Genomic DNA, 25,999 nt, shown 5'->3' on the forward strand with positions numbered 1-25,999 from the left:
CGCCCGCCCCGATCTCGCCGCCGCCCATTTGCGCGGACAAGTCGAGGCGGATGAATTTGTCGAGGGCGTCCGGGTCAGCATTCGCGCGGGGCTGGCCGACCTGAGGCCCGAGCCCGCGCCGGATGTTCCGATCGACACCCAGGCGATTTATGGCGAGACGGCGCTTCTTTATGAAGACCGCGAAGGCTTTGGCTGGATCCAGCTCGAACGCGACGGCTATGTCGGCTATCTGTCGATGACCGAAATCGGCGCGGTTGGGAACGGCGCCACGCACAGGGTGAAGGTCAACCGCAGCTTTATCTATCCTGCGCCCAATATGAAGCTGCCGCCGCTTGGCGCCCTCCCGCTCGGGGCGCGGATTTGCGTCGCGCCGGCGGAAGGCGCCTTCGCGCGGCTTGCGGAGGGCGGCTTCGTTTTCGCCGCGCATCTTTGCCCCATTGAAGAAGCAGAGAGCGATTTCGTCGCAGTCGCCGAAAAACTCCTCCATACGCCCTATCTTTGGGGCGGCAAGTCGAGCCTTGGCGTCGACTGTTCCGGCCTCGTGCAGATTTCGCTCGACGCCGCCGGCATAAAATCGCCGCGCGATACGGATCAGCAGGAACAGGCGCTCGGGCAGCCCGTGCCGGTGAACGAGGATCTCTCCGGGCTGCGGCGCGGCGATCTCGTCTTCTGGCGCGGCCATGTCGGGGTCATGCGCGACGCTGAGTCGCTGCTGCACGCCAATGCGCATCACATGATGGTCGCGAGCGAGCCTCTATGTGAGGCCCGAGACCGGATATTGGCGAAGGCGGGGCCGCCGATCAGCTCGATCCGGCGGCTTTTCCGATCTGCGGATTGATCGCGCGCATTGCATTGTCAGCGCCATCGCAGCGAAATTGCTTTTCCCGCTGGCCCGTCTTATTTCTCAAATCATGCCGCTGCGCCCGATCATCACCCTGCCCGATAAACGCCTGCGCCTCGTCGCCAAGCCTGTCGCCGCCATCGACGGCGAAGTGCGCGCACTGATGGACGATATGCTGGAGACCATGTATGAGGCGCCGGGCATCGGCCTCGCCGCGACGCAGATCGCCGTCGACGCTCGCGTGATCGTCCTCGACGTCGCCAAGCGCCGCGATGATTCGGCCAGGGCCGATCCGATCTGCCTCGCCAATCCGGAAATCCTGTGGGCGTCGGAAGAACTGTCCTCCTATGAGGAGGGCTGTCTCTCGATTCCGGAATATTACGAAGAGGTCTTTCGCCCCGCTGCGGTGAGGGTCGGCTATTTCGACCGCGAGGGGCGGCGCCGCGAGATCGAAGCCGACGGTCTCCTCGCCACCTGCCTGCAGCATGAGATCGACCATCTGAACGGCGTCTTGTTCATCGACCATATTTCCCGGCTAAAGCGGGCGCGCATCATCAAGAAATTCGAGAAGGCGGCGAAACTCGACGCGCCAGAGCCAAAACGCCCCCCGCGCGGCTCGCGCGCGGACGCCCAAAAGCCCGGCGCCGCCAGCGATTTTTGACGAGGCGTCCCTTGCCCCCGTCCGCCGGGGCCGTCCCCTCGCCCGCCCGAAACCCGGATTTTTCAATTGCGCATCGTCTTCATGGGAACGCCGGATTTCGCCGTTCCCGTCCTCACCGAAATCATCGGCCAGGGCCACGACGTCGCGGCTGTCTATAGCCGCGCGCCAAAACCCGCCGGCCGGCGCGGGCTCGAGCCGACGCCCTCGCCCGTCCACATGGCGGCGCTGCGTTTCGGGCTGAAGATCGAGACGCCGGCGAGCCTCAAATCGGACGACGCCATCGCGACGCTCGCGCGATTCGAGGCCGAAGCCGCCGTCGTCGTCGCCTATGGGCTGATCCTGCCCAAAGCCGCGCTCGACTTGTTTCCGCGCGGATGCCTCAATCTGCATGCATCGCTTTTGCCGCGCTGGCGCGGCGCGGCGCCGATCCAGCGCGCCATCATGGCCGGAGACGCTGAGACAGGCGTCATGGTGATGAAGATGGAAGAAGGGCTCGACACCGGTCCCGTGGCGCTCGCCGAGCGGACCCTGATCGGCCCGGAGACGAATGCGGGCGAGGTGCATGACAGGCTCGCGCTGATCGGCGCCGATCTGATGGCGCGGGCGCTGGCGGCGCTCGCGCGCGGCAGCCTTCGCTTCACGCCGCAACCCGAGGACGGCGTGACTTATGCCGCGAAAATCGAGAAAAGCGAGGCGCGCATCGACTGGAGCGAACCGGCCGGGCGCGTACATGACAAAATCCGCGCGCTCGCGCCCTTTCCCGGCGCCTTCTTCGAGGCCGACCTTGGCAAGGGCCCCGAACGGATCAAGATTCTTCGCGCAACGCTTGCGCCGGGAGACGGCGCGCCGGGAGCCCTTCTCGACGACAGGCTGACGATCGCCTGCGGCGCGGGCGCCATCGCCGTCCTCGAAGTCCAGCGCGCCGGCAAGACGCCGATGAGCGCCGCCGATTTTTTGCGCGGCGCCTCGCTCGCGCCGGGCTTCATCCTGCCGCCTGCGAAAGCGCTTCCCTCCTGATGCACCGCTTCAAGCTCCTGATCGAATATGACGGAGCGCCCTTCGTCGGCTGGCAAAGACAGGCCAATGGCCTTTCCGTGCAGGAAGCGATCGAGACTGCGCTCGGCGCCTTTACGGGCGAGGCGATCACGATCCAGGGCGCCGGGCGCACCGACGCCGGCGTCCATGCCCGGGGCCAGGTCGCCCATGCCGATTTTTCCCGCAACTGGCGTCCCGACGTGCTACGCGACGCGGCCAACGCTTGGCTGCGGCCGAATCCGGTCGCGATCCTCAAGGCGGAGCGCGTGACTGAGGATTTCAGCGCGCGTTTCTCGGCGGTGCGGCGGCATTATCTCTATAAAATCATCAATCGCCGCGCGCCCTTGACCCTTGAGTCCGGGCGGTGCTGGGCCATCCGCCGCAACATCGACGCCGGGGCCATGCATCAGGCGGCGCAGACCCTGCTCGGCTACCATGATTTTTCGACTTTTCGCGATTCACAATGTCAGGCGCAAAGCCCGCTGCGGACGCTTGAGCGGTTTGATGTGCTACGCGATGGCGAACAGATCGACATCCATGTCGCCGCGCGCTCCTTTCTGCATTCGCAGGTGCGCTCCATGGTCGGCTCGCTCGAGCATGTCGGCTCGGGCAAATGGCGCATCGAGAATCTGGCGGAAGCGCTCGCGGCGAAGGACCGGCGCCGCTGCGGCGTGGTGGCGCCGCCGGAGGGGCTTTATCTGATGCAGGTCGATTACGAAGACGCCTGAGCGGGTCCAGGATTCATTCATCTGACAAGGCCTCAGGCGGTCCCGATTCGATCAGACGCCGCCTCCTCCAGTCGCGCGGCGACATCCCCGTCCAGTTTCGGAACGCCCGCGTAAAATGCGCCGGATCGGAATAACCGAGTTCATATGCGAGGTCGGCGATCGAGAGGTCCGGCTCATTCAGAAAAACGGAGGCTTGCCGCAGCAGCGTCGCGCGCAGCATCGACTCGAATGTCGCGCCGCGTTCCGCAATCTTGCGCTGCAACGTGCGCGGGGGCAAACCGAAGCGCCGCGCGACCATGTGAATGCTGGGGCGTCCCGCAAGCGTTTCGCACAACAGCACATGAGATACGCAGGAGAGAAAGTCATCGGGAGCCGGGATGAACAAGAAATCATCGCCTGGCGTTTTTCGGTCCGGCCGTGGATTCGGCAATTGAAGAAGTTCGGCTGGAAATATCACGGCGGCTGCCGGCCCTGATTTCAGACTGCATCCGAAAATGGCCTCAACATCGGCCTTCGCCTGCAAGGTCGCGCCCGGCAATTCGAGATGATCCGGCGCCCATCCTTTGCCCGCATAGCAACGGAGAAGATCGATCATATAGCCAAGCGCCAGCAACTCGTTTTTCTGGCGGCCGACCACGATCGGCTCCGTGATGGAATAGCTCCATTTCGCCCAGCGGCCGTTGACAGCCAGCTGCATCCGCGTCGCCGCCTGGAGCAATTCGGCGAAAGCGCCAACCCCTTCTGAAATGGCCGCGCCCAAACGTGAAAACGACATGAAATGACGCCCGTAGGGCCCTAGTCCGGCAAGTCCCGCATGAATTGAAAGTCGCGCCGGAAGCGACTCGTCGCCAATCTCGCGCGCGGCGTTTTCGATCAGCCTGAACTGGTCCCGCAGCAGGATCAGCTGATCCGGCTTTTCAATGAGTTTTACGGGCAGCTCGGAGCGGCGAAAAACCCGCGCGAGAGAGCCGCCGGCGCGTTCGATCTCATCGGCGACCGGGCCGATCGTGCTGGCTCTTGTGAGCGCATAGGCTGTCATGGCTCCTCCACGCCAAATATTTCCCGTTGTGGCGCGAAATGGCAAATGCTGGTTCGGGCGACCTCCTAACCTGCGGCTTCCACCGAAAACATGTGACGAAGTTTCGGGGACGGGCGCGCGCTCTTGCGCGCAGCCTCTACAAGGGAGCGACAGTCATGACGGTCTACCAATTCGATGAAAGCAATATTCGCTGGCATACCATCGAGGGTTTCGATCACCTTTCCTATTTCATTTATGAAGTCGACGAAATCAACAAGGGCGTTGATCTTCTCTTCAAATTCTCTGCCAACCAGAAGATCGCCTTGCACAGGCATAAAGCGGCCTACAGGACTTTGGTCGTTCAGGGCGAATTGCGCATCTATCGCGCAAATGGCGAGCTGAAAGAAATACGCCCGGTCGGGAGCTATGTCGCCACCGAGGCCGGCGGCGAGCCACATCGGGAAGGCGGCGGCGACCAGGACGTCGTCGTCTTCTTCAGCAACCGCAATGTCGCGGACGTCATCTACGAAATTCTCGACGACGACCTACAGCCAATCGCGACATTCGGCCTGCCCGAATTCAAGGCCCTGCTCGAAGCGCAATCAACTTAGCGCGGCGCTCAGGCGAGAGCGATCGCTGAAATCTGGCGCCCGTAGTCGGGCTCGCCCCGATGCACCGAGCGGCGATAGGAAAAGAAATGCTCCGGTTCGGCGTAGGTGTCGCGAGCAAGATCCTCGAAGTCGCTGACGCCGGCCGCGCGCAGACGAAAGCCGATGAAGCCGCCAAGGTCGAACATGAAGCGCGTCTCGCGCGCCGACGGATCGAAAAAGGCTGCGTAATCGTCGGACACAGCGATGAAGCGTTCAAAAAATTCGGGACCGACCTCATAGCTTTTCTGAGCGATCGCCGGGCCGAGCGCCGCCACCGTCGCGGCGCGGGAGGCGCCAAGCTGCTCCATTGCCGAGAGGGTCGATTCAAGCACGCCGGTCAGAGCGCCTTTCCACCCCGCATGCGCCGCGCCGATCACCCGCGCTTTCTCGTCGGCGAACAGGATCATGCCGCAATCGGCGCCGGTGACGCCAAGCGCAAGGCCGGGCGTCGCGGTGGCAAGGCCGTCGCAATGCGGCCGCTCGCTAAAAGGTTCGGTCACGATCAGCGCGTCGGGCGAATGCACCTGATAGGGAACGAGCAGCCGCCCCGCCGCGACGCCGATCAGCGCCCCCATCCTCCGGCGGTTCTCCTGGACCGCCTCGGGCGCGTCCTTCGATCCGACGCCGCCGTTGAGGCTCGCATAGACGCCGGCCGAAACGCCGCCGTTGCGCGTAAAGAACCCATGCGACAACCCTTCGCACCGCAGCAGGCGAGCCTGCAGCGCCTGCGGCTCCGACCGCGCCTCAACCCTCATTCGGGGCGCCTTCGGCAAATCCCGGCGGCGGATCGAATTCGCGCCGTGTCACCGCCAGAACCTTGAACAGGCGGGCCATGTCCGTGGCGCGGTCAAACCCCTCGCCTTCGCCGGCGAGACGCTCGAGCGCGCTGTTGATCGCCGCGCGCTGCGCCGGAGCGGCGGCGCGCTCCAGCGCAGAGGCGCGCTCGAAAATGCCAAGCCGCGCCAGAAAATCCCCCTGTGTGACGGGTCCATGGACCGCCGCGCCCGCGCCGCGCGCCGCGCGCGCCAGCGCCGAAAAATTGACGTGGGCGGTAAGGTCCGCTTCACCCGGAGACTCCAGCGGATCGACGAATTTATGCGCGCGCATCGCCTGCAGCGTCTCGCCGCGCGCGGGCTCGCTATAGCCGTAATCGATGGCCAGCACGGCGCCGCCCTGGGTCACCACCCGCACGCCAAGCTGCGTCATCAGCCGCGCGGCGCCGACTCCGACCTCGAGAATGTCCTCCGGCTCTCCCTTGGCGGCGATCGCGCTCTCATGCGCGCCGGAGACGCCGAAGAAGAGGCGTCCGTTCTCATCGACGCCGATCTGGCGCTCGCGCCAGCCGCCGTCCCGATGCACGTAATGGCGCACCGGCAGAGCGTCAAAAAATTCATTGGCGATAAAGATCGCGGGGCCGGGCGGAATCTCGTCAAGGCTCGCGTGCCAGACGATCCTGATCCCCTGCCCTTCCAGCGCGGCGCGCTGCTTTTCGCGCAGAGGCAGGCTGATTTCGACGAGGTGAACCTCGATGGCGTCGCGGAAATCCGGCGCGACCTTCACAGCCCGCAGCGCATCCGCCATCAGGGTGCCGCGCCCAGGCCCCAGCTCGACCAGCTTCACCTCTTTCGGCGCGCCCATCAGGCGCCAGACTTCGACCGCCCACAGGCCGATCAGTTCGCCGAACATCTGGCTGATCTCGGGGGCGGTGATGAAATCGCCCTCCGCGCCGACCGCCGCCTGCGTCCGGTAATAGCCGTAAACAGGATGCCCGAGCGCCAGCGCCATATAGCGCTCGACGCTGATCGGACCGCTTTCGAGGATCATCTCTTGCAGAAGGGTTTCAAGCGGATTCATGCGGGAACAGCCTCGCGGCGAAAGGCGAATGCGACCAGCGCGACGCCGGCGGCGATCAATGGCAGAGAGAGAAGCATGCCCATGGTCGCTGCTCCAAACAGAAAGCCCAGCTGCGGGTCGGGCTCACGGAAAAATTCGCAAAAGATGCGGGCGCAGCCGTAGCCGATCGCAAACAGCCCGGTGACAAGACCCGGCCGCTTCAGCGCGCCAAGCCGCACCGCAACAAAGAGAAAGAGGAACAGCAAGGCGCCCTCTGCCGCGGCCTCGTAAAGCTGGCTTGGATGGCGCGGCAGATCGCCCGCGCCCGGAAAAACCATCGCCCAGGCAACGTCGGTCGGCCGGCCCCAAAGCTCCGGCTTGATGAAATTGGCGATGCGCCCGAGAAACAGCCCGATTGGCGCGACGGCCGAGACGACGTCGCCGAGCGCAAGCGTCGGCAGGCCGCGCCGCCGCGCCAGCAGCATGACGCCGACGCCGGCGCCGACCAGCCCGCCATGAAAGGACATGCCGCCCTGCCAAAGCTTGAAGACGTCAAGCGGGTGCGACAGATAAAAGACGGGATTGTAGAAAACGACATAGCCGAGCCGTCCGCCCAGGATGACGCCGAGCGCGGTATAGATCAGAAGATCGTCGATCACTCCGACGTCCGGGCGCAGCCGCACGCCCCAGAATGAAGCGCGCCCGACGAGATGGCGCGCATAGGCCCAGCCGATGACGAGCCCGGCGATATAGGCCAGCGCATACCAGCGGATCGGCAGCGGGCCGATCGAAAGCAGCACAGGATCGATGACCGGATAGGCGATCACAAACGGCATCGAAGCTCCACGATTTAAGGGGTGATGCGACGCCGGCGCTGCGGCGTCAAGATGGCGGGAAGTCTTGTGCGAAGATCATTTCGGCTCCATGTCAGCTGTGCGCCGCCTTGGTGAATCGCGGCCGGCCGCGCGTGAAGTTCAAAGCCTGATTGGAGCGGAACAATGAAGGAAAACAGGGTTTTTGACGATCTGACGCGGCTGATGGCAGACGCCGGCGAAGTCGCCCATGGCATGCGGCGGGAGGCCGAGACGGCCGTGCGGACGCAGCTCGAGCGCCTTCTTTCCACAATGAACATGGTGACCCGAGAGGAATTCGAGGCGGTCAAGGAGATGGCGGCGAAGGCGCGCGCGGAAAATGAGCGACTGAGCGCCAAACTCGCGGCGCTGGAAGCAGAGCTCACTGGTCAGGCGGCCGGACCGGGGGATTAGAGCCCAACGACGCATCCGCGCCTGACATCTGGAACCGACCGCGCTCGCGATCCTGTTTCAAAACAAATCATGAGTGTGATCGCGGCGCCGATTGCGCCGATATTCCGCTCTACCCGCTGGGAGCGAACGCGTCGCGCGCGTTTCGCGGCTTTCGCGAAACTGCCGCCACGCTGTCTTGAGGCTTGCAAGGCAGGGGACAATTGGGTCGGCGCCTGTTGCCTACGTGGGGCGCGTTGTGATTCCTTCAGATTCACGGATCGAAAGAGCAATTGAGTCGGCGCGGTTCACGCCCACTCGCCGCTCCTTCGTCCTTGCTGCGCGCCCGGCGAAACGCCGCGGCCGCTTGTGCTGAAGGGCCCCTTATGTCGCTTACGCAATTCGAAGCCGTCCGCTCGGAACATCCCGTGGATCTCATCGAGAGGCTCGCCGCGCATAATCAATGGCCCTTCGACCGCGACGAGGAAGACGAGATCTGCATCACCGTGGCGGGCTGCTGGACGGATTACAATGTCGCTTTCACCTGGCTTGAGGATCTTGAGTCGCTACATGTCGCCTGCGCCTTCGATCTCAAGGCGCCTTCGGCGCGGCGCAGCGAGATTATCGCGCTGATCTGTCTGATCAATGAACAGCTCTGGCTTGGCCATTTCGACATCTGGACCAACGACGGGATCGTCATGTTCCGCCACGCCATCGTGCTGTCGGGGGGCGCCGATCTCAACGGCCATCAATGCCAGACCGTGCTGACCAGCGCGGTCAAAGCCTGCGAGCGTTATTATCAAGCGTTCCAGTTCGTCGTCTGGGCCGGCAAGAACGGCCGTGAGGCGATCGAGACGGTGATGTTTGAAACCCAGGGCGAAGCTTAGCGATGCCGGGCGAAGCAGCCTCTTTCCCCGCCTCGCTCGTTCTGGCGGGCGCGGGCAAGATGGGCGGCGCGATGCTGCGCGGCTGGCTCGATGCAGGCCTCGACCCGGCGACGCTCAGCGTCATCGATCCCAACGCCGGCGCGGATCTGATCGGCCTTGCAGCGGAGCGCGGCTTTTCCCTGAATGGCGTGGCGGCGGCGCCTGAGGTTCTGGTGCTGGCGATCAAGCCGCAAGCGCTCGACGAGGCGAGCGCGCTCGCGGCGCTGGCGACGCCGCAAACGCTGGTCATCTCCATTCTGGCGGGCAAGAGCATCGCCGATGTCAAAAGGCGGCTGCCGGGCGCTGGCGCGATCGTCCGCGCCATGCCCAATCTGCCGGCTTCGGTCGGGCGCGGCATGACCGGGCTCACAGCCGGAGCAGCGCTGACGGAAACACAAAAGAAAGCTGCTGAAGCCCTGATCGGCGCGACGGGCGCTTTCGAATGGGTTGAGGACGAAAGCCTGATCGACGCCGTGACCGCCATTTCCGGGTCCGGCCCCGCCTATGTCTTCTATCTCGCCGAATGCCTCGCCGAGGCCGGCGAGGCGCTCGGCCTTGGGCCAGAGATGGCCGCGCGCCTCGCCCGGGCGACCGTCGAGGGGGCGGGCGAATTGCTGTTCCAAAGCGCTGATAAATCGCCGGCGCAATTGCGCGAAAGCGTCACCTCGCCGGGGGGGACCACGGCCGCCGCGCTCGAGGTGCTGATGGCCGCCGATGGGCTTTCGCCGCTGGCGCAGCGCGCCGCCGCGGCCGCGCGCCGACGCGCGCAGGCGCTGTCAGGCTAGAGCTGTGCAGGCCCCTGCCCTGCGGCGCGATCTGGCGGCCAGTTGCGCCATCTTCCTTGCGGTCGCGCCGGCCGGGACAAGGGCGCAGGAGCACCCGCGAGATCAACCGCAGGCGCCCGACGCTTTTCTCGCCCTGAACGCGGCGCGGCCCGGCGCTTTCAATTACGCCCGGCTCGCGGATATTCAGGTGTTTCTCGACGCCAGTCCCACGCGCTGCGCGGTGCTGCTCGCCGATGGGCAGGAGATCAAGGCGTTCCAAAAATGCGAAACGATCACCCGACATCTTGAGCATGAGGGCTTCGTCCTGTTGCCCAATGCGTTCGGCTCGGTGATGCTCGCCCCGGCCTTTGTCTCCAGCCTCGTTGCGACCAGCGACGGCGGCTGCCGGCTCAATCTGCGCAACGGCAAATGGGCGCAGGTGACCCGGTCCTGCAGCAACGTTCACGACGCGATCGGCGCGAGATAGCCCGAAACCTCAAGCATTTTTGTGAACTTGCTCTAAAATGCAATGTCTTCGCGGCGCGGCCTGGCCGCCCCGGCGAGCCTGGAGTTGACGATGGACCAGCATAAGAAATCCACGGGACGCGGCGCGAAACAGGAAGCTGGCGATTTGACGTCGCCGCCGAAGGATCCGCGCGAAGCCATCGTCGAGGCGCTGCTGGAGCTGGCGAGCGAGCGCAATTGGGACGACATCACGATCTCGGACATTGCGACGCGGGCCAATCTCTCGCTGTCCGTTTTTCGGGATTATTTTCCCTCGAAGGGCGCGATTCTGGCCGCCTTCTTCCGCAAGATCGACAAGGCCGTTCTCGACGCGCCGAACGAGGATCTCGCCGGCGAGCCGGCGAAGGAGCGCCTGTTCGACGTTCTGATGCGCCGTCTCGACGCGCTCGCCCCCTACAAGCTCGGCGTCGAGAGCATTTTCGACTGGACGCGGCGCGATCCGATCGCCGCCGCCGCGATCAATCGGCTCGCGGTCAATTCCATGCGATTCATGCTGGAGGCGGCGGGAATCGAATCGGAAGGCGCCGTCGGCGCGGTCAAGCTGCAAGGGCTGGCGCTGGCCTGGGCGCGCATCCTCCCCGTCTGGTTCCGCGACGACGATAGCGGCCTTGCGACGACCATGGCGGCGCTGGACCGCGAACTGACCAGAGGCGCAAGCCTCGTCGCCCGCGCCGAGGATCTGAACCGTCTCGCCGCGCCGCTCTTCACCCTTACGCGCTCTTTGTTCGACAGCCGCCGCACGAGCCGGCAGCGGGCCGACAAGGAAGACGCCGGAATTTAGCCTACCCGCGGCGGTCCGTCGGCTCCAGCCGGTCCGGCTCATTCGGCTGATCCACCCGCGACCATTCCTGCGGATCGAGGTCGACAAGCGTCGGCGCCCCCTTGCGGCCGGGTCCGCGGCTGGTCCGGCCCGTGCTCATCTTTTCCTGAATCCAGTTGCGCACCGACGGCGCCGCCAGCGCGAGGCCGAAGAAATCCGATACGAAGCCCGGAATGATCAGCAAGACGGCGCCAAAACCGACCAGCGCGCCGTCGAGCATGGCCTCGCGCGAGGCGCCCGTCTGTCCCGACGAGCGCGCCGCCATGGCCCGGCGCAGCTGAAGCGCGGTGGAAAAACCGAGCCTGCGCAGCATGGCAAGGCCCGCAAGGCTGGTCAAAAGGCACAAAAACAGGGCGCCCATCAGCCCGACCATGCCGGAAATCAAGGTGAATGCGGCGAATTCCGCAAGCAGCCAGAGCACGAAAAAGAGCGGAATTCTGCCGCTAAGGCGCATCGATAAAACCATCAAGCGAAGAGACCGTGAGGCCGCGGCGACTGGATTTCCGCCGCCTGCCGCCCCAGTTCATATATGATAAGGATAAGCATGCGGCGCAACGGGCCGCGGCTGTGCCGGAGCCAATTGCACCCCATGCAAAACTCATTCGATATCTCGACCCTCATCTTCGCGCTTCTCGCCGCCTTTGTCGTATGGAAGCTGCGCAGCATCCTTGGCGCGCGGACGGGGACGGAGAAGCCGCCGAGAAATCCCTTCATCGCGGGCGAGCCCACTCCCCCAAAGCGCCCTGGCGAGGGCGATGGCAAAGTGATTCCGCTGCCCGGCGCCTCCGCGCCGATCGCGCAGTCCGGCGCCGTCGATCCCGCCTCGCGCTGGAAACCCTATGCCGAGCCCGGTTCAAAAGCCTGGGCGGGGCTCGACGCCATCGCCGCGGCCGACCGGTCTTTCGAGGTCAAATCCTTTCTCGAAGGGGCGAAGACCGCTTATGAAATGATTGTGATCGGCTTTGCCGACGGCGACCGGAAAATGCTGCAAAATCTGCTCGACAAGAGCGTCTACGACAGTTTCGTCGCGGCGCTCACCGAGCGCGAAAAGCGCGGCGACAAGATCGAAACGTCATTTGTCGCCATCGACAATGGAGCAATCGCCGACGCCGAGCTGAACGGCCGCACGGCCGAGATCGCCGTGCGCTTCTCGGCGCAGATCATCACGGCGACGCGCAACGCCGCAGGCACAGTGATCGAGGGCAATCCCGAACAGGTCGTCGAAATCAACGACACCTGGCGATTCGCCCGCGACATCGGCGCGCGCGATCCAAACTGGAAGCTCGTCTCGACGGGCGATCAGCATTGAGGCTCCGCCAAGCTTGACGCCTCGCTCATGGCTGCAGCGCTCCGCCTCGAACGGCTCGCCTTCGCCGATCTTCAAGGGTTCGCCGATGACGACCACGCCGCCGCCTTCGCCGTGTTTCGGCAGACGGCCGCCGCAATCGTTGCGGGCCGCGCCCCGCTCCGTCAGGCTGCTCCGCCCGCGCCGGCGCTGATTTCAATCTGCCGGCGCGCGCTCGACGAGCCGTCCGGTCTCGACGTCCGCGCCGCGCGCCGCTTCTTTGAAAGCTGCTTTCGCCCTGTCGGCGCTCCGGCGGATGCAGCTCCGTCCGGCTTCTTCACCGGCTATTACGAGCCGGTCGTCGAGGGTTCCCTGGTCCAGAGCGCTGATTTTGCCGCGCCGATCCTGTCTCGCCCCGATATTCCCGCCGGCGCCAAATTCCCCGACCGGGCCGCCATCCTTGGCGGCGCGATCGACCATCTTTGCCGGCCCGTCGTCTGGCTGAAGGACGCAGTTGAGGTTTTTCTGATCCAGGTGCAGGGCTCGGCGCGGGTCCGCCTTGCCGATGGGCGGCAACTGCGTCTTGTTTACGCTGGCCGCAACGGCTGGCCTTACCGTTCGATCGGCGCAATCCTGATCGACAGCGGCGCCATTGCGCCGGACGCCATGTCGCTCGCCGCGCTCAAAGGCTGGATCAGGACTCACGGCCAAGGACCGGGCGAGGCCGGCGCAGAGCTGATGGCGCGCAATCCCTCTTATGTCTTCTTCGCGGCGGACGCGCCGCCCGACGCGGCGGACGGCCCGATCGGCGGCGTGGGACTTCCCCTGACGCCGCTGCGTTCGCTGGCGGTCGATCGTCGCCTTTATGCCTATGGAACTCCCGTCTGGATCGACGTCAATCTGGCCGCTTCCGAGGGCGGACGCCTGCGCCGCCTCATGATTGCGCAGGATACCGGCTCTGCTATTGTCGGTCCGACGCGCGCGGATATCTTCTTCGGATCGGGAGATGAGGCCGGCGCTCTGGCCGGCAATGTTCGTCATGCCGGCGCGTTCGTCGCTTTTCTTCCAGCCCGGGAATGCGCCGCAGAGGGCGCCGGAAAGGGTGCGCCGCGGTGAAGGAAAGCGCTCCACCTGTCGGCCGGGGCCGATTGCGTCGGCTGTCCGACGAGGAAATTGCTTTGTGGCTCGCCGTCACAAAGACGATTTCACCACGTCCGAACAGCATCTTGCCCGAACCTGCAAAACCAAAGCCTGAGACCGCGCCAGGGGTCGCCCCGCCGGTCGCCGCCAGCCCGAAGGGCGCTTCCACGAAAAGCCGGGAGGCCATCCCTGCCGCGACGGCTTCAACGCCGCCGCTCGCCCCGCTCGAGCGCCGGCTGCGGCAAAAGCTCTCGCGCGGACGCATGGCGCCCGACGCCGCAATCGACCTGCATGGATTGCGCGCGCATGAGGCCAGCCTCGCCTTGCGTCATTTTTTGGTGCGCGCGCAGCTGGACGGAGCCAAAATCGTTCTCGTCGTAACCGGCAAGGGGCGCGGCGGCGCGGCGGGTGAGGAGGAAGCCGGCGTCCTGCGCCGCAGCGTGCCGCATTGGCTGCGCGCCCATGACTATGCCTCGATCGTGGTGGGTTTCGAGGAGGCCTCGCGTCCGCATGGCGGGGCCGGCGCGCTCTATGTCCGCATTCGGCGGCCGCGCCTGCGGCGCGATTGATGTTTCCGCAAAATTGATAAATTTCAGCCTGATACCATATTATGCTCAACTTATGTCTGAATATGCGCTTTTGCGCGCGACCGGAGGATGCTTCCGTGACGACGACCAAAGCCCCCATCGACTGGACCCGCCTGACCGCCCCTTCGATCGATGATTTCGATCTGATGGCCAAGGACGCCTTCGCCGATCTGCCCGAGGAATTCCGCAAGCTCTGTGAGGGCGTCGTGATCCGCATCGAGGATTTCCCCGATGACGAGACCCTTGATGAAATGGAGTGTGAGAGCGAATTCGATCTGCTCGGCCTCTTTCGCGGCCATGGCCTCGCGCAAGGCGCCTCCACCATGCAAACCGGCCAGTTCCCCAATATGGTCTGGCTCTATCGCCGCCCGATCCTTGATTTCTGGGCGCAGCAGGACGATTCTCTTGGAGCGATCGTCACCCATGTGCTGGTTCACGAGATCGGCCATCATTTCGGACTGTCGGACGACGACATGGAAGCAATCGAAAGCGCCGCGCGCTAAAAGGGCGCTGAAAGCTGCGGCTCGCGAGGCGATCGGCGCCTGGAGCTAAAGGAGAACGACAAGTGCAAATCACGCGCAGCGGCTCGGAGCCTTCCGGCAAGGGACCGGCGGACTGGTTTACGGGCGCTGTCCGAATCGACCCGCTGTTCAGCGCGCCGGACCCGGCCCGCGTCGCTGGCGCCTGCGTCACTTTCGAGCCCGGCGCGCGCACCGCCTGGCACACCCATCCGCTGGGTCAGACCCTGATCGTCACGGCGGGCTGCGGCTGGGCGCAGCGCGAGGGCGGCCCGGTCGAGGAAATCCGGCCGGGCGATGTGATCTGGTTTCCGCCCCGCGAGAAACATTGGCACGGAGCCACGCGGACAACGGCCATGACGCATATCGCCATCCAGGAAAAGCTTGACGGCAGGACGGTCGACTGGATGGAACAGGTCAGCGACGATCAATACCGGATGTGACGTCGGATAATTTAGACTGACCTGCTCTCAAGAAAGCCGCGCGTTGCCGCCCGGGCGCGGCTTTGTTAGAAGTTGCCGCTCTCACGGCACTGTTTCGCGCCGGCGAGGCTCAGGATTGCGAAAAAATGGACAAATTCACCTCGCTAACGGGCGTCGCCGCGCCGCTCAAGATCACCAATGTCGACACGGATATGCTCATCCCGAAGCAATATCTGAAGACGATCAAGCGCACCGGTCTCGGCAGCGGGCTCTTCGCCGAATTGCGCTATCGCGAGGACGGCTCTGAAAATCCAGATTTCGTGCTGAACAAGCCGGCCTATCGCAAGGCGTCGATTCTTGTCGCTGGCGATAATTTCGGCTGCGGCTCCTCGCGCGAACACGCGCCCTGGGCGCTGCTCGACTTCGGCATCCGATGCGTGATCGCGACGAGTTTTGCCGATATTTTCTATAATAATTGCTTCAAGAACGGCATCCTGCCCATCGTTGTCGCGCCAGAAGAGCTGGAAAAGCTGATGGACGACGCGGAGCGCGGAGCGAACGCGACCTTGTCGATCGACCTCGAAGCGCAGGAAATTCGCGGCCCCGATGGCGGGCGCATCCGATTCGAGATCGATCCGTTCCGCAAGCATTGCCTCCTGAATGGCCTCGACGATATCGGGCTCACGCTGGAAAAAGGCGCGCATATCGACGCCCATGAACAAAAGATCGAAGGGCGCCGATCGTGGTTGTAGCGACCTCAACGCCGCGGTTTCGGTAGATCGCGAATCGTAATTGGGTCTGAACCGCCGGAAGACAAGTAAGCCGCTGCGTCGAACGGTATGATGATTGAGAATAGCCGTTCAATTTCCCCGGCTGATCTTTAAAATCTTGCCATATTTGCGCTATGTTCCGGAGCGATTGGCTAGTCCATCCCGCAATCATTGCCAAAACATCCATCGGGGGCGGCGATCATTTTGATCGAAACAAACGTCGCGCGGTGCGCTGCACGGGGATAGGGAACGAAATCAGGCGCTTAGGCCGATTCCTTCCGAAAAGTAACAAAAATAGCCATGGCGAAGCGCGGAATGCGATGTTATATCCACTGTCGAACGGGCCGAGACCTGTTCGAGGTAGGAAAATTAGCCCGGCTCAGTGCCTGAATTCCAGAGGAGGCTTATATGGCTTGGACGACCCCCGTGATTACTGAAGTTTGCGTCGGCATGGAAGTGACCAGCTACGCTTCGGCCGAAATCTGAAAGCTTAAAGCTCCAGATAACAGCATCGACTGATCGGCTCGCGCCTTGCGCATTCTCGTTCTCGGCTCGGCAGCGGGCGGCGGCTTTCCCCAGTGGAATTGCAACTGTCCCGTGTGCCAACTCGCTTGGAGTGGAGACAAACGCGTCAAGGCGCGTAGCCAATCCAGTCTTGCAGTGAGCGCGGATGGGGAGCACTGGCTGCTTCTCAACGCGTCGCCTGATTTGCGGCAGCAGATCATCAATCAGCCGGCGCTCCACCCTCGCGGCGCGAGCCGGCAATCGCCTATTTCCGCCGTGTTCGTCACCAATGGCGATATCGACCATCTCGCCGGGCTCTTGACCCTCCGCGAGCAGCAGAGCTTCACCGTTTTCGGCAGCGGAGCGACCCTGGCGCAAGTCGAGGGCGCGAGCGTGTTCGGGGTGTTGAACAGAGACCTCGTCGATCTGCATCCGGTCGAACTCAATGCGACAGTGGACACCGGCCTCGGGCTGAAGGTCACCCCCTTTCCCGTACCCGGCAAGATCCCGCTCTATCTTGAGGGAGATAATGTCGACGTCGGCGCTGAAGGCGAATCGACGATCGGGCTTGAGATCAGCGACGGCGTGAAGACCTTCTTCTACGTGCCGGGCTGCTCCGACATCAATGAACGCGTGTTCAACCGGCTCGCCGGCGCGGATGTTCTGTTCTTCGACGGAACGACCTATACCGATGACGAAATGGTCGTGCTCGGCCTCTCGCCGAAAACAGCGCATCGCATGGGCCATGTCGCCATGAGCGGCGAAAACGGCTCGGTGGCGCGCTTCGCCTCTGGCGCAATCGCCAGAAAAATCTATGTGCATATCAATAATACGAATCCCGTCCTGATCGAGGATTCGGAAGAACGCGCAAGCGTCGTAAGGGCCGGGTGGGACGTCGCTTATGACGGCATGGAGGTGACATTATGAGCGGCGACGAATCCCTGCTCAGCGCCGAGGAGCTGGAAGCCCGCCTGCGTCAGGTCGGCGCCGAGCGCTATCATAATCTGCATCGGTTCCATCGCCGCCTGCACAGCGGCGGCTGCTCCTACGAAGAGGTGCAGGCCTGGGCGCTTAACCGCTATTATTATCAGTCCATGATCCCCATCAAGGATGCGACAGTTCTGACGCGGCTGACCTCGTCCGAGGATCGCCGGCAATGGCGCAAGCGCATCGAGGATCACGACGGTCTGCGCGAGGGCGACGGCGGCATCGAGCGCTGGCTGAAGCTGACCGACAGCCTCGGCTTTTCGAGGGAATATGTGGTTTCGACCGAGGGCATTTTGCCGGCGACGCGTTTCGCGGTGGAAGCCTATGTGGAATTCTGCCGCTCGCGCAGCGTGCTTGAGGCGGTAGCCTCGTCGCTGACCGAATTGTTCTCGCCGAACATCATCGGCGAACGGGTCGCCGGCATGCTGGCGCATTATAATTTTGTGAGCCGGGAGACGCTGGCCTATTTCTCGCAGCGCCCGCCGCAGGCGCAGCGCGACGCGGAATTCGCGCTCGCCTATTCGATCCATCACGCGAAGACGCGCGCCGAGCAGGATCTCGTCATCAAGGCGCTCGAATTCAAATGCTGTGTGCTATGGGCGCAGCTTGACGCCCTGTGGGGCGCCTATGTCGAGCATGAAATCCCGCCAGGCGCGTGGCGGCCGGGACAGACCGCCGCGCAGGGAGCTGCGGCATGAACGAGACAGTGCAGGCGGCGGAGCATGGGGCCGGGCAGGAGTTGGGAATTGTGCCGCGTCTGCCACGCGGCGTCCGGCTCAAATTCGATGAAACGCGCGGCCAGTGGCTGCTGCTTGCGCCGGAGCGCCTCGTCAAGGTCGATGATATCGCCGTCGCCATCTTGAAGCGCTGCGACGGCGTCGCCACGATTGAAGCGATCGTCGAGGATCTCGCGACCGCCTATGCCGCCGACCGCGCCCTGATCGACGCGGATGTGCGGCGTCTTTTGAACGAACTCGCCGTCAAGCGCATGGTGGACCTGTGAACGCTCCGGTCAATATCCCGAATCCGGTCGGCCTGCTTGCCGAATTGACCCATCGCTGCCCGCTCGCCTGCCCCTATTGCTCAAATCCGCTCGAACTTGATTCGCGCGCGGACGAGCTCGACACCGCCGCCTGGATCAAGGTTTTCACGGAGGCCGCCGAAATTGGCGTGCTGCATGCGCATCTGTCCGGCGGCGAGCCGGCGGCGCGGCGCGACCTCACCGAGATCGTCGCCCATTGCGCTTCGGTCGGGCTTTACACCAACCTCATCACATCTGGCATCGGCCTGACGCAGGAGCGCATCAAGGCGCTGGCCGACGCCGGCCTCGATCACGTGCAGCTCTCGATCCAGGACGCCGAGGCGAAATCGGCCGATCATATTGCCGGCTATGAGGGCGCCTTTGCGCGCAAGCAGTCCGTCGCCGCATGGGTGATCGCCGCCGGCCTGCCGCTCACCGTCAATGCGGTGATCCACCGCGCCAACGCCGAGCGCGCGGGGCAGATGGTCAAGCTCGCCGTCGCGCTCGGCGCCCGGCGCGTCGAAATCGCCCACACCCAATATTACGGCTGGGGCATCGTCAATCGCGCCGCCCTGATGCCGACCAAGGCGCAGGCCGACGCCGCCATCGCCGAGGTCGAGGCGCTGCGCGAGGTCTACGCCGGCGTCATCGTCATCGATCATGTGATCCCCGACTATCACGCCCGCCATCCGAAGGCCTGCATGGGCGGCTGGGCGAAGCGGACGCTGAATGTCACGCCGACCGGAAAGGTTTTGCCCTGCCATGCGGCGGAGACCATTCCCGGACTCGAATTCTGGAATGTGCGCGACCACAGCCTGCGCGACGTCTGGTTCGCCTCGCCGGCGTTCAACGCCTTCCGCGGCACGGAGTGGATGAAGGAGCCATGCCGCTCCTGCCCGCGCAAGGAAATCGACTTCGGCGGCTGCCGCTGCCAGGCTTTCGCCTTGACCGGAGACGCATCCGCAGCCGACCCCGTCTGCCATCTCTCGCCCGATCACGACAAGGTGGCGGCCATTGCGGCGCACGCCAACGAAGAAGAAGCGGCGGCCGAGATCGCTTACGTCTATCGCGGCGCCAAAGCCCCTGTTCCGGCCGAATAGTTCCGCCGGATCGAAGAGTCGGCGAGCAACCGGCCGCCAAGCGGCCGCGCTGGCGATCACACTGTTTATATATTTGTTTCCAGACGTGATGACTTGGCGCAAATTCGCGGCTTTTCCAGCATCATTGTTTGTTAACGGATGGGGTTTTTCCCTCCGGGACATGGTTCGCGGTGGAAAACTGTCCCGCGCGACTTGGATCTACGCTTTGCGCGCGCCGAAAAGCTTTGCGCCGCCCCGCTGTCTTGCTCTAGAATCTTGGCAACCGCGCCGTCTCGTCCTATAGGGATTGGGTGTGGTTGGACGGCCGGGGATCCCGGCGGGAGAGAGCAGCGATGGCGAACGTGGTGAAAGGCCCGCTCGACCGCCTCGAGTCCGAAGGCCTCGCCCACGGCCGCGTCGCGCTGCCCGATAAATATGATCTCGCCAAGCGCCAGATTTTCGTTTCCGGCCCGCAGGCCGTGGTGCGCCTTCTGCTCTTGCAAAAAGAGCGCGACCGGCGCGCCGGCCTTAAAACCGCAGGCTTTATCTCAGGCTATCCCGGCTCGCCGCTCGGCGGCCTCGACCATGGCTTCCTGCGCGCAAGCGCCGCGCTCGAAGCGAGCGACATCAAATTCCAGCCCGGTCTCAATGAAGATCTCGCCGCGACCGCGATCTGGGGCGCGCAGCAGGCCGAAATGCGCGGCGAGGGCAAATTCGACGGCGTGTTCGGCCTTTGGTACGGCAAAGGACCCGGCGTCGATCGATCCGGCGACGTCCTGCGCCATGTCAATCTGGCGGGAACATCGAAATATGGCGGCGTGGTCGCCCTCATGGGCGACGATCACACCGCCGAATCCTCGTCCACCGCGCATCAGTCGGAATTCACCTTCATCGACGTGATGATGCCGATCCTGTCGCCCTCCGGCGTCCAGGAGATCGTCGACTATGGGCTGCTCGGCTTCGCCCTCAGCCGCTACGCGGGGGTCTGGGTCGGCCTCAAATGCCTGAAGGACACCGTCGAGGCGACCGCCTCAATCGACGGATCGCTCGACCGGGTCAGCCCCGTGCCGCCCGATGATTTCGCGCCTCCCCCAGGCGGGCTCAACATCCGCCCGCGCGACGCCGTGCTCGATCAGGAAAAGCGGCTGCATTATTTCAAGCGCGGCGCCGTGCTCGCCTGGCTACGGGCCAATCGTCTCAACAAGATCGTCATTTCCGGCGGCGCCAACGCGCGGATCGGCGTCATCGCGGCCGGCAAATCCTATCTCGACGTGCGGCAGGCGATGGACGACCTCGGCGTCGACGAGGTGCGCGCCAATGCGCTCGGATTGCGGATTTTAAAGGTCGGCTGCGTCTTTCCGCTGGAGCCGACGTCCTTGCGCGAATTCGCGCGCGGCCTCGACCTCATCATCGTCGTCGAGGAAAAGCGGGCGCTGATCGAGGCGCAGCTGCGCCACGAGCTCTATGGCTCGGCCGACCAGCCCGTCGTGATCGGCAAACAGGACGAGGCGGGCCGCTGGCTTTTCCCGGCGCCCGGAGCGCTCGACGCCAATGACATCGCCATCGCTCTCGGCCGACGGCTGCTGCGCGCCAATCGCAGCGAGGATCTCGAGCAACGTGTCGCGGCGCTCGAACGGGCGCAGGCGATGCTGGGCGCAAGCGAGACTCTGCCGGTCCGCACGCCTTATTTCTGCTCTGGCTGCCCGCACAACCGCTCGACGGAAGTACCGGACGGCATGCGCGCCTACGCCGGGATCGGCTGCCATTACATGGCGCAGACGATGGACCGCGCCACCGAGGGCTACACCCATATGGGCGGCGAAGGGGCGAACTGGATCGGCGAGGCGCCGTTCTCGACCCGGCCGCACATCATCCAGAATCTCGGCGACGGCACCTATAATCATTCCGGCATTCTCGCGATCCGCTTCGCTGTCGCGGCGCAAACGGACATCACCTACAAAATCCTGTTCAACGATGCGATCGCCATGACCGGCGGCCAGCGGCTCGAAGGCGGCCTGACCGTCGACCGCATCGCCCGCCAGCTTGCGGCGGAGAATGTCGCGCGAATCACGGTCGTGACCGACGAGCCGCAAAAATATCCGGCCGACCTCGAATGGCCGCCGGGGGTTGCTATTTTTCCGCGCGAAAAACTCGATGAGGCGCAGCGCGCGCTGGCTGATGTGCGCGGGGTTTCGATCCTCATTTACGATCAGACCTGCGCCGCGGAAAAGCGGCGCCGGCGCAAACGCGGCGAATACCCCGATCCGCCGAAGCGGGTCATTATCAACGAACTCGTCTGCGAAGGCTGCGGCGATTGCGGCGTCAAATCGAATTGCGTTTCGATTCAGCCGCTCGAGACGGAATTCGGCCGCAAGCGGACGATCGACCAATCGACCTGCAACAAGGATTTTTCCTGCGCCGACGGCTTCTGCCCGGCTTTCGTGACGGTGCACGGGGCGCAGTTGAAGCGGCCGGCCGAGCCGCTGGCATTTGACGCCTCGACGCTGCCGCGCCCGCTCCTGCCGGAGATTGGCGCGCGGCCCTATGGCGTGCTCATCACAGGCATCGGCGGCGCCGGCGTGGTCACGATCGGCGCCATTCTCGGCATGGCCGCCCATATCGAGGGCAAGGGCTGCGGCGCGATCGACATGGCCGGACTGGCGCAAAAGGGCGGCCCGGTCGTCAGCCACGTCAAGATCGCGGCGCGGCCGGACGATATTCACGCAATCCGGGTCGCCGCCGGCGAGGCCGATTTGCTGCTCGGCTGCGACCTTCTGGTCACCGGCTCAGCGCAGGCGCGCGCCGCCATTCGCAAGGGCGAGGCCGGAGTCGTCGTCAATAGCGCGGAGATTTTCCCGGGCGATTTTACCCGCGACCCGGATTTCGACCTGTCTGGAGAGGCGATCCGCCGCGCGATCCGCCAGGCCGCCGGAGACAAAGCCTTTTTCGTCGACGCCAGCGCGACCGCCGCGACGCTTCTGGGCAATTCCATCGGCGCCAATATGTTCATGCTGGGCTTTGCCTGGCAGAAAGGCTTTGTGCCTCTCGAAGAAGCCTCGCTGCTGCGCGCGATAGAACTCAACGGCGAAGCCGTCGCGATGAACCGGCAGGCCTTTTTCTGGGGCCGCCGCGCCGCGGCCGATCCGGCGTCGGTCACCGCCGCCGCCGCCGCGCTTAATCCCCGCGCCGCGCCCGCAGCGCCGCAATCGCTCGAAAGCGTGATGCGTCGGCGCGCTGAATTCCTGATCGACTATCAGAACGCCACCTATGCCAAGCGCTATCTGCGCGCTGTGCGGCGGATCGCCGAGGCGGAGCAAATCAAAGCGCCCGGAAGCGATGAACTGGCGCAAGCGGTCGCGCGCGGCCTATTCAAGCTGATGGCGATCAAGGACGAATATGAAGTCGGCCGGCTCTATTCCGACGGGAGTTTCGCGCGGCAGGTCGCGGCGACCTTCGACGGCGACCTCAAATTCGAGTTCCATCTCGCCCCGCCCGTGTTGGCGCGCAAAAACGCCAAGGGCGAAATGCTGAAATCAAGCTACGGCCCCTGGATGGCGCATGCGTTCAAGGCTCTGGGGCGGCTCAAGGTTTTGCGCGGAACGCCGTTCGACCTGTTCGGCTATACGCGGGAGCGACGCATGGAGCGCAAGCTGATCGTCGGCTATGAGCGCGCGCTCACGGAGATCGCCGTGACGCTGACCCCGGACAATCACGCCATCGCGGTCGAATTCGCCGAATTGCCGCAAAAGGTCCGCGGCTTCGGCCATGTGAAGCTGCGCAACGCCAGAGAAGCGACACTCGAGGGGCTGACGCTTATGGACAAGTTCCGGATGAAATCCGGCCACATGCAGCTCGCCGCCGAATAGAGAAGTTTTGCGCTCGCCCCTCGGCGAAGCGATCAGCCCTCTTCCAGGTCTTCGGGCGGCGTCGTTCCGAGCAATTTGTGCAACATCTCGTAAGGGTCGGGCGCCGCCATCAACGCGCCGGCGATGCGCACGGCCTTCGCGCCCAAATCCTTCATCCGATCGATATCTTCAAAAGATGTGAGGCCGCCCGCGGCCACCGCGAGCACGCGGTCGAGCGGGATTTGCGGAATGAGCCTTTCGCAAATCGACGGATCGACCTCCATCGTCTCGAGATCGCGATTATTGACCCCGATCAGATTGGCCCCGGCCTCCAGCGCGATTTCGAGCTCAGCCTCATTGCGCACATCGACGAGGCAATCGAGCAGGACGGAGTCGGCCCGCGCCAGAAAATCGCCGAGCTGGCGGCCAAGCACGCCGACGATCAGCACAATGGCGTCGGCTCCGGCATAACGCGCCTCGATGATCTGATATTGATCGACGACGAGATCATTGGCGAGGATCGGCAGATTGGCGACCTTGGCGGCGGTGAAATCGGCGAGGCTGCCGCGATAGAGACGACGATCCTGCGCGGCGGAAATGCAGACCGCGCCGGCGTCGCGAAAATCCTCGGCGAGGTCGCGCACGTCGAGGCGCGAGCGCGTCACTTTCGTCAAGGGCGAGGCGCCCTGAATATCGGCGATGACGCCCGGCCGGCCGGTCGTCGCAAAATGATGAAACAGAGCGGCGCGAAAGCCGGCCGTCTTGGCCGCCTCGCCGATGGCGCCGGTCAGGCTGCCGCCGGAGCGCTTGGCCTTGGCCTTGTCGACGTCGGCCTGGCGCTGCTCCAGGAGAGGTTTGAGACGCGGGCCGACGGCAGAATAATTTTGGAGGTCAGTCATCCCGGTCCCTTGCGAAATCGGGATGCGATGACAACGCAGGAGCGCCCGACAAGATTTAGCTTATTGCATCATGCGCCGGATGGCGCGCCAGCAAAAAGCGACTTTTCCGCGCGGGTTTTTTTGACAAGCGCAGGCGCGTAACGACAGCGCTTCGCCTTTCCGCTGCGGGATCATTCGATCAGATCAAAGATCCCGCAGGAAAAGTCAGCCTACCGCACGATCACATTCTTGAACTGCCAGGGGCTTTCCGTATCAAGGTCTTCGGCAAACAGCGCGCCGCGGTCCTTCAGCGGCGTCCAGTCGGTATATTCGCCGACGATCGGCCCGAGATAGGGGCGCTGGATTTCAAGGCAGCGGCGGAAATCGAGCTCATCGGCCTCGAGTATTCCCGCGCGCGGATGTTCGAGCGACCAGACCATGGCGGCGAGCACGGCGGATGAGACCTGCAGGCCGGTCGCATTCTGATAGGGCGCGATGCGCCGCGTCTCCTCGATCGAGAGCTGCGAGCCATACCAATAGGCGTTTTTGGCGTGGCCATAGAGCAGCACGCCAAGCTCATCTATGCCGTCGACGATCTCGTCTTCCTCGAGAATATGCTGCTCGGTCTGGGGAACCCATTGCTGGCCGGCCATTTCATCGAGCGACAGAACCGCGTCGTCGGCCGGGCGATAGGCATAATGGCAGGTCGGCCGATAGACCACCTCGCCTGCCTCGCGCACCGTGAAATAATCGGCGATCGAGATCGCTTCATTATGGGTAATCAGCCATCCGTGCTGCGCCTTCGCGGTCGGCGTCCAGGAACGCACCCGCGTTCCAGCGCCCGGATGCATCAGATAGATCGCGCAATCGGGGCCGAAGGCGTGGCGCTTGCCGTCCAGCGGCATGTGCTTTTCAAACGTGCCCCAGCCAAGTTCCGCCGGCTGCAAGCCTTCCGAAATGAAGCCTTCCACCGACCAGGTGTTGACGAAGACGCCCATCGGCTTGGGCGAGGCCGATCGCTGCGTATCGCGCTCGGCGATATGGATGCCCTCGACGCCGACCTTGCGCATCAGCTCGGCCCAATGCTGGCGCGTCGCCGGTTCGCCGGCGTCGACGCCGCAATCGGCAGCGACATTCAGGAGCGCCTGCTTGACGAACCAGGAGACCATGCCGGGATTGGCGCCGCAGCAGGAGACCGCCGTCGGTCCGGGACCGATGGCGCGCCTCAAATCCAGCACCGCTTCGCGCAGCGCGTAATTGGAGCGCTCCGACAAAGTCAGGCGCGGGTCGGTGTAAAAGCCGACCCAAGGCTCGGCGACGGTGTCGACATAAAGCGCGCCAACCTCATGGGCGAGGCGCATGATGGCGACGGAGGAGACGTCGACGGACAGATTGACGATGAAGGGCTGGCCCTCGCCTTCGGTCAGCAGGGGCTTCAAAAGATCGACGAAATTCTCCCGCGTCACGGGTTTCTGGATGAATTTGATGCCGCGCTCGTCGAGCAGCGCGCGATCCTTGTCCTTCGGATCGATGACGGTGAATCGCGACTTGTCGAAGGTGAAATGACGCTCGATCAAGGGCAAAATGCCGCGTCCGATGGATCCGAAGCCGATCAGCACGATCGGGCCGGTAATCGCGCCATGCACGGGCCATTGCGTCATTTTTGGTCTCTCCAGTCTCGATAAGGGAATGCGCGGAACGCCTGCTCCGCGACTAGGCAAGAGGGGCGGCTAAGTCAAGGACGGCGCGCCGGGCGGGACGCCCGGGCTGGCGCGGCAGAAGCTGCGCCCCACCGAAAGGCGCGACGAAGGGGGCTTTGGTCTACCGCCCCCGCATGTCGCCTTCATGACCGGTGACCCCTCGCACAACGTGACGCCGCCGCGACCGGTAATGTCGTTTCTTCCGCGCCCGCGCCGGCGCC

The 25,999-nt window shown here is 64.2% G+C and carries 29 protein-coding genes; 22 read left to right on the forward strand and 7 right to left on the reverse strand.

Annotation, left to right across the window (positions count from 1 at the left end):
• The 4 genes from CR492_RS10845 to truA form a co-directional block, all read left to right on the forward strand.
• The coding region (locus CR492_RS10845) for an NlpC/P60 family protein (RefSeq protein WP_102843774.1) at positions 1-838 on the forward strand (838 nt) is incomplete at its 5' end.
• Between the two features lie 73 nt (positions 839-911).
• A complete protein-coding gene (def, locus tag CR492_RS10850; protein ID WP_102843870.1) occupies positions 912-1,502 on the forward strand; it encodes a peptide deformylase in 591 nt (196 codons plus the stop codon).
• Between the two features lie 66 nt (positions 1,503-1,568).
• Positions 1,569-2,519, forward strand: coding sequence for a methionyl-tRNA formyltransferase (gene fmt, locus CR492_RS10855; protein WP_102843775.1), 951 nt, complete (start codon positions 1,569-1,571; stop codon positions 2,517-2,519).
• The gene (gene truA / locus CR492_RS10860; protein ID WP_102843776.1) at positions 2,519-3,265 is read left to right on the forward strand and encodes a tRNA pseudouridine(38-40) synthase TruA; all 747 of its coding nucleotides are present in this window, start codon (positions 2,519-2,521) and stop codon (positions 3,263-3,265) included. The genes fmt and truA overlap by 1 nt, the downstream gene beginning before the upstream one ends.
• A 13-nt stretch (positions 3,266-3,278) precedes the next feature.
• On the opposite strand, the gene CR492_RS10865 is transcribed toward truA, so the two are convergent.
• Positions 3,279-4,304, reverse strand: a complete 1,026-nt coding sequence (locus CR492_RS10865) for an AraC family transcriptional regulator (RefSeq protein ID WP_102843777.1) — start codon at positions 4,302-4,304, stop codon at positions 3,279-3,281.
• A gap of 155 nt (positions 4,305-4,459) precedes the next feature.
• On the opposite strand from CR492_RS10865, the gene CR492_RS10870 reads away from it, so the two are divergent.
• Entirely contained in the window at positions 4,460-4,894 is a 435-nt protein-coding gene (locus CR492_RS10870) for a regulator (protein ID WP_102843778.1), read from the forward strand.
• An 8-nt stretch (positions 4,895-4,902) separates the two neighbouring features.
• Here CR492_RS10870 and pgeF read toward each other — a convergent pair whose 3' ends face one another.
• From pgeF to lgt, 3 genes are read right to left on the reverse strand one after another with little or no spacing between them, the layout of a single operon-like run.
• Positions 4,903-5,688, reverse strand: coding sequence for a peptidoglycan editing factor PgeF (gene pgeF / locus CR492_RS10875; RefSeq protein WP_102843779.1), 786 nt, complete (start codon positions 5,686-5,688; stop codon positions 4,903-4,905).
• Entirely contained in the window at positions 5,678-6,787 is a 1,110-nt protein-coding gene (locus tag CR492_RS10880; protein WP_102843780.1) for a class I SAM-dependent methyltransferase, read from the reverse strand. The genes pgeF and CR492_RS10880 overlap by 11 nt, the downstream gene beginning before the upstream one ends.
• Positions 6,784-7,602, reverse strand: a complete 819-nt coding sequence (gene lgt / locus CR492_RS10885; RefSeq protein ID WP_102843781.1) for a prolipoprotein diacylglyceryl transferase — start codon at positions 7,600-7,602, stop codon at positions 6,784-6,786. Before lgt ends, CR492_RS10880 begins: the two co-directional genes overlap by 4 nt.
• A 162-nt stretch (positions 7,603-7,764) precedes the next feature.
• Here lgt and CR492_RS10890 point away from each other — a divergent pair, with 162 nt between their 5' ends.
• From CR492_RS10890 to CR492_RS10910, 5 genes are all read left to right on the forward strand, one after another.
• A complete protein-coding gene (locus tag CR492_RS10890) occupies positions 7,765-8,031 on the forward strand; it encodes an accessory factor UbiK family protein (RefSeq protein WP_102843782.1) in 267 nt (88 codons plus the stop codon).
• A 362-nt stretch (positions 8,032-8,393) separates the two neighbouring features.
• The gene (locus CR492_RS10895) at positions 8,394-8,894 is read left to right on the forward strand and encodes a YbjN domain-containing protein (RefSeq protein ID WP_102843783.1); all 501 of its coding nucleotides are present in this window, start codon (positions 8,394-8,396) and stop codon (positions 8,892-8,894) included.
• Between the two features lie 2 nt (positions 8,895-8,896).
• Positions 8,897-9,718 carry a pyrroline-5-carboxylate reductase gene (proC, locus tag CR492_RS10900; protein ID WP_102843784.1) on the forward strand — a complete coding sequence of 274 codons (822 nt, stop codon included), beginning with the start codon at positions 8,897-8,899 and terminating at the stop codon, positions 9,716-9,718.
• A gap of 4 nt (positions 9,719-9,722) precedes the next feature.
• Positions 9,723-10,184 carry a hypothetical protein gene (locus CR492_RS10905; protein WP_146030239.1) on the forward strand — a complete coding sequence of 154 codons (462 nt, stop codon included), beginning with the start codon at positions 9,723-9,725 and terminating at the stop codon, positions 10,182-10,184.
• A gap of 90 nt (positions 10,185-10,274) precedes the next feature.
• On the forward strand, positions 10,275-11,003 hold the full coding sequence (locus tag CR492_RS10910) for a TetR/AcrR family transcriptional regulator (RefSeq protein WP_102843786.1): 729 nt from the start codon (positions 10,275-10,277) through the stop codon (positions 11,001-11,003).
• A 1-nt stretch (position 11,004) separates the two neighbouring features.
• Here CR492_RS10910 and CR492_RS10915 read toward each other — a convergent pair whose 3' ends face one another.
• The gene (locus tag CR492_RS10915) at positions 11,005-11,496 is read right to left on the reverse strand and encodes an FxsA family protein (protein WP_180982512.1); all 492 of its coding nucleotides are present in this window, start codon (positions 11,494-11,496) and stop codon (positions 11,005-11,007) included.
• Positions 11,497-11,631: 135 nt separating this feature from the next.
• Between CR492_RS10915 and CR492_RS10920 the strand changes: the two genes are divergently transcribed.
• The 12 genes from CR492_RS10920 to CR492_RS10975 all read left to right on the forward strand — a co-directional run bounded on the left by CR492_RS10920 (position 11,632) and on the right by CR492_RS10975 (position 23,221).
• Positions 11,632-12,351 (forward strand): Tim44/TimA family putative adaptor protein, encoded by a 720-nt coding sequence (locus CR492_RS10920; RefSeq protein ID WP_102843788.1) that lies wholly within the window; start codon positions 11,632-11,634, stop codon positions 12,349-12,351.
• Positions 12,352-12,378: 27 nt separating this feature from the next.
• Positions 12,379-13,443, forward strand: coding sequence for a murein transglycosylase A (gene mltA, locus CR492_RS10925; RefSeq protein WP_102843789.1), 1,065 nt, complete (start codon positions 12,379-12,381; stop codon positions 13,441-13,443).
• Positions 13,404-14,036 (forward strand): Smr/MutS family protein, encoded by a 633-nt coding sequence (locus CR492_RS10930; protein ID WP_102843790.1) that lies wholly within the window; start codon positions 13,404-13,406, stop codon positions 14,034-14,036. Before mltA ends, CR492_RS10930 begins: the two co-directional genes overlap by 40 nt.
• A 95-nt stretch (positions 14,037-14,131) precedes the next feature.
• On the forward strand, positions 14,132-14,557 hold the full coding sequence (locus CR492_RS10935; protein WP_432431204.1) for a metallopeptidase family protein: 426 nt from the start codon (positions 14,132-14,134) through the stop codon (positions 14,555-14,557).
• Between the two features lie 62 nt (positions 14,558-14,619).
• Positions 14,620-15,015 (forward strand): (R)-mandelonitrile lyase, encoded by a 396-nt coding sequence (locus CR492_RS10940; RefSeq protein ID WP_102843791.1) that lies wholly within the window; start codon positions 14,620-14,622, stop codon positions 15,013-15,015.
• Positions 15,016-15,140: 125 nt separating this feature from the next.
• A complete protein-coding gene (gene leuD / locus CR492_RS10945) occupies positions 15,141-15,746 on the forward strand; it encodes a 3-isopropylmalate dehydratase small subunit (RefSeq protein WP_102843792.1) in 606 nt (201 codons plus the stop codon).
• A 426-nt stretch (positions 15,747-16,172) separates the two neighbouring features.
• A complete protein-coding gene (pqqA, locus tag CR492_RS21500) occupies positions 16,173-16,250 on the forward strand; it encodes a pyrroloquinoline quinone precursor peptide PqqA (protein WP_083772291.1) in 78 nt (25 codons plus the stop codon).
• Positions 16,251-16,295: 45 nt separating this feature from the next.
• On the forward strand, positions 16,296-17,195 hold the full coding sequence (pqqB, locus tag CR492_RS10955; RefSeq protein WP_102843793.1) for a pyrroloquinoline quinone biosynthesis protein PqqB: 900 nt from the start codon (positions 16,296-16,298) through the stop codon (positions 17,193-17,195).
• On the forward strand, positions 17,192-17,953 hold the full coding sequence (gene pqqC / locus CR492_RS10960; protein WP_102843794.1) for a pyrroloquinoline-quinone synthase PqqC: 762 nt from the start codon (positions 17,192-17,194) through the stop codon (positions 17,951-17,953). The genes pqqB and pqqC overlap by 4 nt, the downstream gene beginning before the upstream one ends.
• A complete protein-coding gene (gene pqqD, locus CR492_RS10965; protein ID WP_102843795.1) occupies positions 17,950-18,258 on the forward strand; it encodes a pyrroloquinoline quinone biosynthesis peptide chaperone PqqD in 309 nt (102 codons plus the stop codon). The genes pqqC and pqqD overlap by 4 nt, the downstream gene beginning before the upstream one ends.
• Positions 18,255-19,376, forward strand: coding sequence for a pyrroloquinoline quinone biosynthesis protein PqqE (gene pqqE / locus CR492_RS10970; protein ID WP_102843796.1), 1,122 nt, complete (start codon positions 18,255-18,257; stop codon positions 19,374-19,376). Before pqqD ends, pqqE begins: the two co-directional genes overlap by 4 nt.
• A gap of 332 nt (positions 19,377-19,708) precedes the next feature.
• Entirely contained in the window at positions 19,709-23,221 is a 3,513-nt protein-coding gene (locus CR492_RS10975; RefSeq protein WP_180982513.1) for an indolepyruvate ferredoxin oxidoreductase family protein, read from the forward strand.
• A 32-nt stretch (positions 23,222-23,253) separates the two neighbouring features.
• On the opposite strand, the gene CR492_RS10980 is transcribed toward CR492_RS10975, so the two are convergent.
• Complete coding sequence (locus tag CR492_RS10980; RefSeq protein WP_102843797.1) at positions 23,254-24,099, reverse strand: indole-3-glycerol phosphate synthase TrpC; 846 nt, start codon at positions 24,097-24,099, stop codon at positions 23,254-23,256.
• Positions 24,100-24,308: 209 nt separating this feature from the next.
• Entirely contained in the window at positions 24,309-25,739 is a 1,431-nt protein-coding gene (locus CR492_RS10985; RefSeq protein WP_102843798.1) for a homospermidine synthase, read from the reverse strand.
• Positions 25,740-25,999 lie beyond the last annotated feature (260 nt).

The organism is Methylocella silvestris (assembly GCF_002891535.1).
Classification (GTDB): Bacteria; Pseudomonadota; Alphaproteobacteria; order Rhizobiales; family Beijerinckiaceae; genus Methylocapsa; species Methylocapsa silvestris_A.